Source organism: Limoniibacter endophyticus (genome assembly GCF_014652835.1).
Classification (GTDB): Bacteria; Pseudomonadota; Alphaproteobacteria; order Rhizobiales; family Rhizobiaceae; genus Limoniibacter; species Limoniibacter endophyticus.
In genome coordinates this window covers 135,473-148,328 of the sequence record NZ_BMZO01000003.1, presented here as the reverse complement: position 1 = coordinate 148,328, position 12,856 = coordinate 135,473, and the positions used below count along the sequence as shown (strand labels likewise).

Genomic DNA, 12,856 nt, shown 5'->3' with positions numbered 1-12,856 from the left:
GTTTTTCCAGTGTGTCGGTTGCGCTTTCGGGGAGTGCCCCCGCGCTCAGCCCTGTGGCACCCGATCATTCTTGCGGCTGCCGCCCAGTCTGGAAAGAAAATAGCCGGCAACCGGGTTCTCCAGAAAGCGGAAAGACAGCATGGCAATGATAATGGTAATCAGCATAGAAACCGCCACGTAGCCGAAGAAAATCCCGCTCGAATGCCCCTCCAGATAGCGGCTCCAGATGAGCGAGAACATGAGGCTCTCGACGACTGGATGCCACAGGTACACACCAAACGAGACGATAGCGGCTGGCCGCAAGAAGAGGGGATAGGCGCAGACCGCCGGCCTGTTCTTTTCAGTGACCGCGGCTAAAAAAATTGCCAGCGCGATCAGCGCGATGTTTACATAGACGGTCATGCCAATGAGCATGCTGACGCAGGTCGCCATGACGGCAATCCACGGATAGAGAGTGCTGACTATCCGTAATCTGGACCGCGCTGCCAGCACGGAGATAAAGGCTCCGAGCGCAAAATCCGCGAAAACGCGATATGCGCCCCAGCTGTCAATATCGATCCAGCGCCTGAAAGGCGTGACGCCACTTGCGACCAGCGCTTCGAGAAACGCAAAAGACAATAAGACGAGGAGCCCCAAGCCTCCGAGCCCGGCGCGACGATATGCAATGAGGATGACCGGAAGCATAAGGTAGGCGAACCATTCAGCCGATAATGACCAAGAGACAAAGTTGAAGCTCAACCGGTCCTCAAACCCCCAGGCATGAACCAGGAGTAACTGCGTCGGAAGAGCGGACCAGTCGAACAGGTCAGGATTGCCACCAGTGTTCGACCACCCCACCTGCACAGCAAGACCGACGAGTACGAAGTAGGCAAGCGTGAAGAGATGCAGCGGATAAAGCCGCGCCAGGCGCTTTCCGAGATAGGTGAGATAAGTCGCTACGTCTTTCACCTCGCGCTCGTAACGCGTGAATATCAGGAACCCCGAAATGATGAAGAACAGGTCGAGTAGCGGGCGCAGGCGCTCCAGATCGTCCTTGACCCACTGTGTCTCAGGCGGCGCAAAGTGGCTGAAATGATAAAGCATGATGAGCAAAGCCGCCAGGAAACGCCATATCTCAAAAAAGCGGTACCGGATCATGCCTGAAGCTGCCTCGCAATGGGACAGCTCATGCCATCCTTAGCAATTTCTTACATGAAAGATTTAGAAAACTCTTAGCGCCCGTTCCAGCCTAAATCGCAACGAATTTCAGGCAGCGAAATACGATGCGAAACAGCGCGCGAATCTATGATTATCGGATTTCAAATGCTCGCCTGAACAGCCGGCAAATGCAAAGCCCGGCGCTATGGCCGGGCTTTGGTCTTGGTCTGAGAAAGATCAGGCCGACTTCTTCTTGTCGTCGTCGTTGATTTCCTCGAAGTCTGCATCGACCACGTCGTCACCTTCCTTACGCGCGGCGGCTTCGGCATCAGCGGCAGCAGCCGCTTCTTCGGCCGCCTGGCTAGCCTCATACATGGCCTGACCAAGCTTCATGGAGGACTGGGCAAGCGCTTCAGTCTTTGCCTTGATCTCGTCTGCGTCGTCGCCTTCCATCGCGGTTTTAAGCGCGGCAACAGCAGCGGTGATCTCGTTGCGATCGGCTTCCGAAACCTTGTCGCCATAGTCAGCCAGCGACTTCTCCGTAGAATGGACAAGCGATTCGGCTTGGTTCTTGGCTTCGACAGCCGCGCGACGCTTCTTGTCAGCCTCGGCATTGGCTTCGGCGTCCTTGATCATCTTCTCGATATCCTCGTCGGACAGACCGCCCGATGCCTGGATACGTATCTGATGCTCCTTGCCGGTACCTTTGTCCTTGGCCGACACGTTGACAATACCGTTGGCATCGATGTCGAAGGTGACTTCGATCTGTGGCACGCCGCGCGGTGCAGGCGGAATACCAACAAGGTCGAACTGGCCCAGCATCTTGTTATCGGCAGCCATTTCGCGCTCACCCTGCGAAACGCGGATGGTGACAGCGCTCTGATTGTCCTCGGCAGTCGAGAAGGTCTGGCTCTTCTTGGTCGGAATCGTCGTGTTACGGTCGATCAAACGGGTAAAGACGCCACCCAGCGTTTCAATTCCGAGGGACAGAGGGGTTACGTCCAGCAACAGAACGTCCTTGACGTCGCCCTGCAGAACGCCAGCCTGAATGGCTGCGCCCATAGCAACGACCTCGTCGGGATTGACGCCCTTATGCGGCTCTTTCCCGAAGAACTGCTTCACGACTTCCTGGATCTTCGGCATGCGGGTCATGCCGCCGACCAGAACGACTTCGTCAATCTCGGCTGCAGAAACGCCTGCATCCTTGAGCGCTGCCTTGCAAGGCTCGATGGTACGCTTGACCAGATCGTCGACCAGGCTTTCGAACTTCGCGCGGGTCAGCTTCAGCGTCAGGTGCTTCGGACCGGAGGCGTCTGCCGTGATGAAGGGCAGATTGATCTCCGTCTGCTGCGAAGCGGAAAGCTCGATCTTGGCCTTTTCCGCAGCTTCCTTGAGACGCTGCAGAGCCAGCTTGTCGTTGGTCAGGTCAATACCCTGTTCCTTCTTGAACTCGGCTGCCAGATATTCGACGAGGCGCATGTCGAAATCTTCACCGCCGAGGAAGGTGTCGCCGTTGGTGGACTTCACCTCGAAGACGCCATCGCCGATTTCCAGAACCGAGATATCGAAGGTACCACCGCCAAGGTCATAAACGGCAATGGTCTTGCCGTCTTTCTTGTCGAGGCCATAGGCAAGTGCGGCGGCAGTCGGTTCGTTGATGATGCGCAGTACTTCGAGACCGGCGATCTTGCCGGCATCCTTGGTTGCTTGACGCTGGGCATCGTTAAAATAGGCGGGAACGGTGATGACGGCCTTCTCGACCTTCTCACCGAGATAGGCTTCTGCCGTTTCTTTCATCTTCTGCAGCGTCATGGCAGAGATCTGGGCGGGCGACTGCTTCCTGCCGCCGGCTTCCACCCATGCATCGCCATTGTCACCACGGACGATGCCGTAAGGCACAAGCTTCTTGTCCTTTTCGGTGACCGGATCATCGTAGCGGCGGCCGATAAGACGTTTTACTGCGAAGACGGTGTTCTGCGGATTGGTGACGGCCTGACGCTTTGCAGGCTGACCGACGAGGCGCTCGCCATCATCCGTGAATGCGACGATGGACGGCGTGGTACGGGCGCCTTCCGAATTCTCGATGACCTTCGCGTCCTTGCCATCCATGACGGCTACGCAGGAGTTGGTCGTTCCAAGGTCGATACCGATAACTTTTGCCATGTTCTATTCTCTCCGCTTAGCAGACTGTCAGGACCCATCCGGCATTCCGTGAGACAGTCCCTGTTCTTCCAAGAATTACGCCCTGAACCGAGGAGGCCAAGGGCGATTTATGCCGCGTATATAAGAAGCAGAAATCCGGGGTGCAAGCATCGAATGGGCTGTTCCCAGCGCTATTTCACGCTTTCGCGAGCACATCTCATACTTCCCCGCCGCATGAGATGAGTCCTTTGCCAACGCTCTTCAAGGGCGGGCCATACGATCTTCATCACATTCCGCTATCGAGGCGAAGGCCGGAAGCAACAAACGCCTCCCGCCTTTATAATCATTCCTCAGGCGCGAAGCTCGGCACCCGTATGTTTCTTCACGTTTTCAATGACCGCCTTCGACAGTAGCTCGAAATCCTCGTCCGTCAGCGTACGATCCTGCGGCTGGATGACGATCTCGATGGCCACCGACTTGCGCCCCTCGCCCAGCGAGGGGCTTTCGAACACGTCGAAGACGTTGGTGCCGGCGATCAGCTTCTTGTCGGCATTAGCAGCTGCCTTGAGTATCGCGCCAGAATCGACGCCCTTGTCCACCACGAACGCAAAGTCACGACGCACGGCCTGGAAATTGGACAGGTCAAGACGCGGCTTCGTTCGCGTCGCCTTCGCCTTGGCTTCCGGAATGGCGTCGAGATAAACTTCGAAGCCTGCAACGGGGCCGGATACGTCGAGCGCCTCCAGCGTATCGGGATGGAATTCGCCGAAGGTTCCGAGCACATTCTTCGGGCCGAGCTTGATGACGCCAGAGCGACCGGGATGATACCAGACTGGCGCATTTGCCTCGATCTGCAACTTGTCCACTGGCGCGCCGCAGGCCTCCAATACCGCAAGCGCGTCGGCCTTGGCATCATAAACGCCGACTGGCTTTGCATTGCCGGACCAGTCACGCCCCCACGCATCCAGATGCGCAGTGCCGCGACGTACGCCGCCTGCCACTTTGCGCTGCCCCTTCGGCGTGTCATTTTCATAGGTGCCCGAGACTTCGAACAGCGCCACATCGGCAAAACCGCGCTGAGCGTTGCGTTGAGCGGCCAAAAGCAGGCCCGGCAGAAGTGAGGGACGCATGTCCGACATATCGGCAGCAATCGGGTTCGACAGCTTGAGCGCAGGCGCACCGCCACCGAAAAGTCTGGCCTGATCTTCAGCGATGAAGGACCAGGTGACTGCCTCCAGCATGCCGCGTGCGGCAAGCGTGCGCTTTGCAAGACGCGTGCGTATCTGTTCCGTCGTCAGGATGCGACTGTTGATGAAACCGAGCGAAGGCAGGGGCTGCGGCGCGATATTGTCGACACCGTGGATGCGCATGACTTCCTCGACCAGATCCGCCTTGCCATCGACGTCCGGGCGCCACGAGGGCACCTTGACTGATGCGGCTTCCCCCGTGCCTTCGACGACAAAACCGAGCCGCTCGAGAATAGCGCAAGCCGAATCGCTGGAAACCTCTATACCGGTAAGACGCTTCACTTCCGAGAACGAGAAGTCGACCGTCTTGGCGCGATAGGGCTTGTACCCGACAATTTCGGCTTCCGACGGCGTACCGCCGCAAATTTCCGTTACAAGACGCGTGGCGATGTCGAGACCCGGCACCATCTGCTCTGGATCCACGCCCCGCTCGAAACGATAGCGAGCATCCGTAATGATACCCAGTGTTCGACCAGTGCGGGCAATGTTCAGCGGTTCCCAAAGTGCCGATTCGATCAACACATCAGTGGTATTCTCATCGCAACCGGAGTCTTCACCGCCCATGACGCCTGCGATCGATTCCACGCCCTTATTATCTGCAATGACGCACATATCGCTGCCGAGATTGTATTCGCGCCCGTCGAGAGCCAGCACCGCCTCGCCTTCCCGTGCGCGGCGAATGACGAGATTTCCGGATACTTTCGCAGCGTCGAATACGTGCAGCGGGCGTCCGAGGTCGAAAGTCATGTAGTTGGTGATATCGACCAGCGCGTTGATTGGACGTTGACCGATGGCGATCAGGCGCTTCTGCATCCATTCGGGAGAAGCGATGTTCTTGACGTCGCGCACCAGACGCAGCCCGAAACCGTGGCATAGGTCATCCGCTTCGATGGTCACCTTGACAGGACAAGCGCCCTTGCCTGCAATTGCCGGGACTTCGAGCGATTTTAACGTACCAAGGCCAGCGGCCGCGAGGTCGCGCGCAATGCCACGAATGCTGGTGCAGTCGGGACGATTTGGCGTCAGGCCGATCTCGATGACCGGATCGTTGAGTCCTTTATAGTCGGCAAAAGCGGCACCGACCGGCGCGTCCGCCGGCAATTCGATGATGCCGTTATGTTCGTCCGACAGTTCAAGCTCACGCTCCGAACACATCATGCCATGGCTTTCCACGCCGCGTATCTTGCCAACGGACAAGGTGACATCCAGACCCGGCACGTAAGCGCCAGGAGGCGCAAAGGCACCAATCAGGCCGGCACGCGCGTTGGGGGCGCCGCAAACGACCTGGATCGCATCACCTTTGCCTGTATCGACACGCAGCACCTGAAGCTTGTCTGCATCGGGATGACGCTCCGCGCTGAGGACCTTCGCTATGACGAAGGGCTTGAACGCGGCGCGATCGTCAACGCTTTCGACCTCAAGGCCGATTGCTGTCAGCTTGTCTACGATTTCCTCAAGCGTAGCCTCTGTTTGGAGATGATCCTTGAGCCAGGAGAGTGTGAATTTCATTGGTTTTCCTTGTCAGCCATGATTTGCAGGCTGCGTCCGCCAGTGGAAACTGGAATGGAAGTGGTACCGGGGGCCATATTGATCAGCACCATCGGCGTCTGTCAGCTGCTCAGACCGCCAAACAGCGTCGGCAGATCGAGCGGACGGAAGCCATAATGCTGGATCCAGCGAACGTCGGCGTTGAAATAGTCGCGCAAATCCGGCATGCCGTATTTCAGTGTGGCGATGCGATCAATGCCCATGCCCCAGGCAAAGCCCTGATATTCGTCGGGGTCGAGCCCACCCGCGCGCAGAACATTCGGATGCACCATGCCGCAACCGAGGATCTCCATCCAGTCGCTACCCTCGCCGAAGCGCACTTCACCTGGCCTGGACCGATCGCACTGGATATCGACCTCCATGCTCGGCTCGGTAAATGGGAAAAAGCTCGGGCGAAAGCGCATCTTGAGCGACGGTACTTCGAAGAAGGCCTTGCAGAATTCCTCCAGCACCCATTTCATGTTGGCGACATTAGCCGTCTTATCGATTACCAGCCCTTCGACCTGGTGGAACATCGGCGAATGGGTGGCGTCCGAATCCTGGCGATACGTCTTGCCCGGAATGACGATACGGATCGGCGGCTTCTGCTTCTCCATCGTACGAATCTGTACAGGAGAAGTATGGGTGCGCAGAAGCTTGCGCTCGCCATTCTCATCCGGAGGAAAGAAGAAGGTGTCGTGCATTTCTCGTGCCGGGTGCCCTACCGGGAAATTCAACGCCGTGAAATTATAATAGTCGGTTTCGATGTCCGGACCTTCGGCAATAGAGAAGCCGAGATCCGCAAAGATTGCCGTAATTTCGTCGATAACCTGGCTGATCGGATGGATGCGACCGCGCTCCGCCGGAGACGAACGAACCGGCAGCGTGACGTCGACGGTCTCTTCCTTGAGACGCGCTTCCACGGCGATCCTGCGTAATTCCGCTTTACGGGCGGCGAGCGCCTCGGTGACGATGTTTTTCAGGCCATTGATGACCGGTCCTTGCACCTGGCGCTCTTCGGCACTCATGCCCCCGAGCGACTTGAGCCTCTCGGAGATCGCACCCTTCTTGCCGAGCGCGGCAAGGCGTACGGCCTCAAGCGCCTGTTCATCGCCTGCGGCGGCAATATCGGCCAGCAGGGACTGTTCGAGAGTTTTAAGATCGCTATTGCTCACGTCGGCACCGTTTTGTCTGAAATTGGGTCTGATACTGCGTCACAGCAAGAAGGTAGTAAGCACTTACTTCCTTCGTGGCCAAAAGAAAACCCGCGCAAGGCTTATCGCCCAGCGCGGGTTTCCTAATTTCGGTGAAGCTCAGGAAAGACGCTGGCGATTAAGCGACAGCGCTTTCAAAAGCGTTCGGCGTGGTATCCTTGAGATACTCAAGAGCCTTCTTGGCCGAAGCAACAAGGGCAGCGAACGCAGCCGGTTCGTGAATGGCCAGGTCGGACAGGACCTTACGGTCGATTTCAATGCCAGCCTTGTTCAGTCCGTCGATCAGACGGCCATAGGTCAGGCCGTGTTCGCGGGCAGCAGCGTTGATGCGCTGAATCCAGAGCGCACGGAAATTACGCTTGCGGACCTTGCGGTCGCGATAGGCGTACTGCAGCGACTTTTCGACAGCCTGCTTTGCAATGCGGATGGTGTTCTTGCGGCGGCCGTAGAAGCCTTTGGCTGCGCTCAGAACCTTCTTGTGCTTGGCGTGGGCGGTAACGCCTCTTTTTACACGTGCCATGTCATGATCTCCTTAAAACAGTTCCGAACTCAGAGCCCGCCGCCATTCGGCAGGTAGTTCTTGACGACCTTCTTTGCATCAGGCTCTGCGAGAACCATGGTGCCGCGGGCGTCGCGAATGAACTTGTTCGTACGCTTGATCATGCCGTGGCGCTTGCCAGCAGCTGCTGCCAGAACCTTACCGGAACCGGTGATCTTGAACCGCTTCTTTGCAGCGGACTTGGTCTTCATCTTGGGCATTTTGCTATCCTTCTTCTAGCGCAACAGCGCGCTTGTCTTTTGCATTCAGGCAGACCAAGGCCTGAAAAGCATAGCAAACCGCCACGGCATGCCCTGCCGGACGGTTGCGAACGCGGCCTTATAGCTGCGCATGCGGGAAAGTTCAACTATCCCTGCGCAATTTTTAGCCGATCCCGGGTAATGACAAAGCCGCCGCGATTTCGCGGCGGCTTTTGAGAATCGACCGAGAATTATCTCGGAGCCAGCACCATCATCATTTGACGGCCTTCGAGCTTGGGCTCGGCCTCGACCTTGGCGATTGGCGCGGTTTCTTCCTTGACCTGAAGCAGGAGCTTCATTCCAAGTTCCTGGTGCGCCATTTCGCGGCCACGGAAACGCAGCGTGACCTTGACCTTATCGCCTTCCTCGAAGAAGCGTCGCACAGCCTTCATCTTCACCTCGTAGTCGTGGGTGTCGATGTTCGGACGCATCTTGATCTCTTTGATCTCGACGGTCTTCTGCTTCTTGCGGGCTTCGGCGGCCTTTTTCTGGTTCTGGAACTTCAGCTTGCCGTAGTCCAAAATCTTACAGACGGGAAGTTTCGGGTTCGGAACGATCTCCACGAGATCCAGTCCCGCTTCCTCAGCAAGCCGCATGGCTTCTTCGATTGGCGTTTCGCCCTGGTTGATTCCTTCAGCATTGATGAGCTGAACGGAGGGAACGCGAATTTGGCGATTGATGCGTGGCCCTTCCTTGACAGGGGCAGTCGCCTTAAAAGGTCTGCGAATGGTCGTAGTCTCCTCAGTAATTTACGATAGCAGTTTGCTCGTTAAAGGTCATATAGGCCCAACGTCTTGCAGGCTCAATAGCATGGACGCTTGAGAAAATCACGCCCCCGCTGCCAATTTTGCGGCACAGAGGCGCGATTTTTCGGCTAATCCAACACAGAAGCAACAGTGGTTTCGAAGGAAAGATAGACATGACGACAACCCATCTCAAGACGCTGGACGTGGATGGCAAGCAGATCGCCTATCGCTTTCGCGAGGGGAAGACGCAGCCGGGACTGGTCTGGCTGGGCGGTTATCGGTCGGACATGTTGGGCACGAAGGCGGAGGCTCTGGATGCGTTTGCCGAGCGAAGAGGTCACGCGTTTCTGCGTCACGACTATTCCGGTCATGGGGAATCCGGCGGCGATTTTATGCACGGAACAGTCTCCGCCTGGGTGAGGGAAAGCCTTGCCATCTTCGACGAGAAAACAAGTGGGCCGCAAATCCTGATCGGCTCATCCATGGGAGCCTGGATTGCCCTGCGTATGCTGGAGGAGTTGCACAAGCGCGGAGAAAAGCAACGCGTTGCGGGCATAGCCCTGATTGCGCCTGCGCCCGATTTCGTCATGGAGCTTGTCGTTCCACAAATGCGCGCTGAAGATCGCGAGGCACTGGAAATCCAGGGCTACTTCGAAGTGCCATCCCGCTATCCCGGCATGAGCGCCATCTACACGAAAGCCCTGATCGAGGATGGACCCAACAATCGCACGCTCGGCAAGATGATCGATACACATTGCCACGTCCATATCCTGCAGGGATTGCAGGACGAGGATGTACCTTACGCTCATGCATTGAAGCTGGCGCAATGCCTGCCTTCCGACGATGTGACAATGACGACTGTGAAGGACGGAGATCATCGGCTATCGCGTGAGCAGGATCTGGCGTTGCTGGTTCGTACTATCGAAGGCATGATCGCTGATCTTTGACGAGCATTGCAAACTCCTGCGCCACGCCTATCTTTGGCATCATCATGAAAGCTGATTCTGGACTGTAATGGGCTTCGGTCTTTTTCGACGCAAACGAACGGTTGAAACCCGCGCCACATCGCATGTCGTGGCGGGGAAGGTCGTACCACTGCGCGTGGTGGAAAACGAACGCGCAAAGCGGCTGACTCTGCGCATCGAGACCGGGGGCAAGGGCTTGCGCGTGACCATTCCCAAAGGGTTGCGCAATACCGACATTGAAGGCTTCCTCGATCGGCACGAAAACTGGATCGTCACCAAGCTTTCCGCCCTGCCCGAGAACCCCGTTGTGCGGCATGGCATCCGTATTCCCGTGCGCGGCAAGTCACATCTCATCGTGCACGTACCGGGAACGCGCGGAACGGCAAGCCTCAGCGAAGATGAGCGCGGACCACTACTCCTCGTCTATGGTGCAGCCGAACATCTTCCGAGGAGGATCGCGGACTTTCTCAAAAAGCAGGCCCGTGAGGATATAGGGCGCCTGGTGGCTAAACATGCCGCGACAGTTGGGCGCAAGCCGAAGGCCATCCGCTTCAAGGACACGACTAGCCGATGGGGTTCCTGCACCTCCGACGGTACGCTCTCCTTTTCCTGGCGCATCATGATGGCACCAGCACCGGTGATCGACTATCTTGTGGCGCATGAGGTCGCGCATCTGATAGAGATGAACCACGGCCCGAATTTCTGGACGTTATGCGAAAAGCTCTGCCCCGAAACCAGACGCTGCAAGGATTGGCTCAAACGTAACGGCACCGCGCTGCACGCCATTCGCTTCAACTAACTAAGCGATTTAGGTACTCGACACCGCAACGCGTTCATAGCAGATGAAGCCAAAATCAGGACAAATCCCATGGATATCAAAATTTGCGGCCTGAAAACGCCCGAGATCGTAGCGGCCGTGATCAATCAGGGTGCAAGCCACATTGGTTTTATCTTTTTTCCCAAAAGCCCCCGCCATGTGCAGCCCGAGGTTGCTGCCACGCTGGCCCAGGCAGCGCGCGGCAAGGCAAAGATCGTTGCAGTGACCGTCGATGCAGACGACGCCCTCCTGGAGGATATCGTATCAACGCTGAAGCCGGATATTCTGCAATTGCACGGCCATGAAAGCGTCGCGCGCGTACAGACGGTGAAAGAGCGTTATGGCGTGCCGGTAATAAAGGCTTTCTCAGTGCGCGAAGCTGCCGATCTGGATGCCGCCTTAGCTTATGTCGGCGTGGCCGACCGTCTCCTCTTTGACGCCAGGGCGCCGAAAGGTTCGGAACTTCCCGGCGGCAATGGCGTAAGCTTCGACTGGACATTGCTGGCGCGCCTTGACGGGAGCATAGATTACATGCTTTCCGGTGGGTTGAATGCGGAGAATGTCGCAGCGGCGCTGGCTCAGACCGCGCCTGCCGGTCTAGACGTTTCATCGGGCGTGGAAAGCGCGCCCGGCGTGAAGGACGAGACCCGCATTGCGGCGTTTTTTGAAGCGGTGCGTAAGGCCCGCATATAGGGATATGAGATGGCTGACCTGTCATCTCGACAATGGGTGAGATGACAATGACGACGGCAACGCTTCCCAATTCGCTCCGGACCGGACCTGACGAAGATGGCATGTTCGGAAATTTCGGCGGTCGCTTCGTTGCCGAGACGCTGATGCCGCTGATCCTGGAGCTGCAGGCGGCCTATGAAGCTTCAAAGACCGATCCAGAGTTTCAGGCCGAGCTTTCATCCCTCTCCACCCACTATGTCGGACGGCCCTCCAAGCTCTACTTTGCCGAAGGCCTAACAAGACATCTTGGCGGCGCAAAGATCTATTTTAAGCGTGAGGACCTGAACCATACAGGTTCGCACAAGATCAACAACTGCATTGGTCAGATCCTTCTTGCTCGAAAAATGGGCAAGACGCGCATCATTGCCGAAACCGGTGCCGGCCAGCACGGCGTGGCGACTGCAACCGTTGCAGCCCGCTTCGGCCTGCCCTGCGTGGTCTACATGGGTGCGACGGACGTCGAACGGCAGAAGCCGAATGTCTTTCGCATGAAGCTTCTCGGTGCAGAGGTCATCGCCGTCAAATCCGGCAATGGCACGCTGAAAGATGCCATGAACGAGGCTCTGCGCGATTGGGTTACCAATGTCGATGACACCTATTACTTGATCGGAACCGCAGCAGGCCCGCATCCCTATCCTGAACTGGTGCGCAATCTGCAATCGGTGATCGGCAAGGAAGCCCGCGAACAGATGATCGAGCGGGAGGGCCGGCTGCCGGATGCAATCATCGCTGCTGTTGGCGGCGGCTCCAACGCGATCGGCATGTTCCATCCCTTCCTCGATGATTCCAGCGTCAAGATTTACGGTGTGGAAGCCGGCGGGCGCGGCCTCGAAGGCGTCGAGCACTGCGCCTCGATGAATGCTGGCAGACCAGGGGTTCTGCACGGTAACCGTACCTACCTCCTTCAGGATCAGGATGGCCAGATACTCGAGGGTCACTCGATTTCGGCCGGTCTCGATTACCCGGGCGTCGGTCCTGAGCATTCCTGGCTGCGGGATACGGGCCGCGTGGCCTACGTGCCAATCCTTGACGACGAGGCGCTGGATGCCTTCCAGCTCTGCACCCGAACCGAGGGCATTATTCCGGCACTGGAATCGGCGCATGCAATTGCCTATGCCGCCAAGCTCGCTCCAACCATGGGCAAGGAACAAACGATCATCGTCAACCTGTCAGGCCGTGGCGACAAGGACGTACATACCGTCGCGCAGATGATGGACATGGAGATATGAAGTCTCGGTGAGTAATTTTGTCGACATCCAGGTCACTTGCCCCGACGAGGCGACGGCAATCGCGATCGCCGAGGCCTGCGTTTCACAGCAGTTGGTCGCCTGCGCCAATATTGGCGCACAGATGAAAAGCCTCTATCGCTGGAACGGGGCCATCGAACGTGACGCTGAAATCAGATTGATGCTCAAGACGCGGGCGAACCTGTTCGAGAAGGTCGCAGCTCTCGTGCGGGGGTTGCATCCTTACGAGACACCCGCGATCTTTGCGCTTCCAGTAAGCCATATCGACCCGGCCTATGGGGCAT

The 12,856-nt window shown here is 57.4% G+C and carries 11 protein-coding genes and 1 pseudogene; 5 read left to right on the top strand and 7 right to left on the bottom strand.

All coding sequences use genetic code 11. The features are described from left to right. Positions 1-45 precede the first annotated feature (45 nt). The 7 genes from IE151_RS05300 to infC all read right to left on the bottom strand — a co-directional run bounded on the left by IE151_RS05300 (position 46) and on the right by infC (position 8,793). Positions 46-1,137: an acyltransferase family protein gene (locus tag IE151_RS05300; RefSeq protein WP_189488656.1), complete on the bottom strand. Its 1,092-nt coding sequence runs from the start codon at positions 1,135-1,137 to the stop codon at positions 46-48. Positions 1,138-1,374: 237 nt separating this feature from the next. Then, a complete protein-coding gene (gene dnaK / locus IE151_RS05295; RefSeq protein WP_189488654.1) occupies positions 1,375-3,300 on the bottom strand; it encodes a molecular chaperone DnaK in 1,926 nt (641 codons plus the stop codon). 329 nt (positions 3,301-3,629) lie between these two features. Then, positions 3,630-6,035 carry a phenylalanine--tRNA ligase subunit beta gene (gene pheT / locus IE151_RS05290; RefSeq protein ID WP_189488645.1) on the bottom strand — a complete coding sequence of 802 codons (2,406 nt, stop codon included), beginning with the start codon at positions 6,033-6,035 and terminating at the stop codon, positions 3,630-3,632. Positions 6,036-6,136: 101 nt separating this feature from the next. Continuing rightward, complete coding sequence (gene pheS, locus IE151_RS05285; RefSeq protein ID WP_189488643.1) at positions 6,137-7,228, bottom strand: phenylalanine--tRNA ligase subunit alpha; 1,092 nt, start codon at positions 7,226-7,228, stop codon at positions 6,137-6,139. A 157-nt stretch (positions 7,229-7,385) separates the two neighbouring features. Beyond that, the gene (rplT, locus tag IE151_RS05280) at positions 7,386-7,787 is read right to left on the bottom strand and encodes a 50S ribosomal protein L20 (protein ID WP_189488641.1); all 402 of its coding nucleotides are present in this window, start codon (positions 7,785-7,787) and stop codon (positions 7,386-7,388) included. 29 nt (positions 7,788-7,816) lie between these two features. After that, entirely contained in the window at positions 7,817-8,026 is a 210-nt protein-coding gene (gene rpmI, locus IE151_RS05275; RefSeq protein ID WP_189488639.1) for a 50S ribosomal protein L35, read from the bottom strand. Between the two features lie 230 nt (positions 8,027-8,256). Next, positions 8,257-8,793: a translation initiation factor IF-3 gene (gene infC / locus IE151_RS05270; RefSeq protein ID WP_189489047.1), complete on the bottom strand. Its 537-nt coding sequence runs from the start codon at positions 8,791-8,793 to the stop codon at positions 8,257-8,259. A gap of 191 nt (positions 8,794-8,984) precedes the next feature. On the opposite strand from infC, the gene IE151_RS05265 reads away from it, so the two are divergent. From IE151_RS05265 to cutA, 5 genes and pseudogenes are all read left to right on the top strand, one after another. Then, positions 8,985-9,758, top strand: coding sequence for an alpha/beta hydrolase (locus IE151_RS05265; protein WP_189488637.1), 774 nt, complete (start codon positions 8,985-8,987; stop codon positions 9,756-9,758). A gap of 67 nt (positions 9,759-9,825) precedes the next feature. After that, on the top strand, positions 9,826-10,575 hold the full coding sequence (locus tag IE151_RS05260) for a M48 family metallopeptidase (protein ID WP_189488635.1): 750 nt from the start codon (positions 9,826-9,828) through the stop codon (positions 10,573-10,575). A gap of 69 nt (positions 10,576-10,644) precedes the next feature. Then, positions 10,645-11,286, top strand: coding sequence for a phosphoribosylanthranilate isomerase (locus tag IE151_RS05255; RefSeq protein ID WP_189488633.1), 642 nt, complete (start codon positions 10,645-10,647; stop codon positions 11,284-11,286). Between the two features lie 47 nt (positions 11,287-11,333). Continuing rightward, entirely contained in the window at positions 11,334-12,554 is a 1,221-nt protein-coding gene (trpB, locus tag IE151_RS05250; protein ID WP_189488631.1) for a tryptophan synthase subunit beta, read from the top strand. 7 nt (positions 12,555-12,561) lie between these two features. Further along, a pseudogene (cutA, locus tag IE151_RS17880) lies at positions 12,562-12,855 on the top strand (divalent-cation tolerance protein CutA); the annotation flags it as partial. Between the last annotated feature and the right edge of the window lies 1 nt (position 12,856).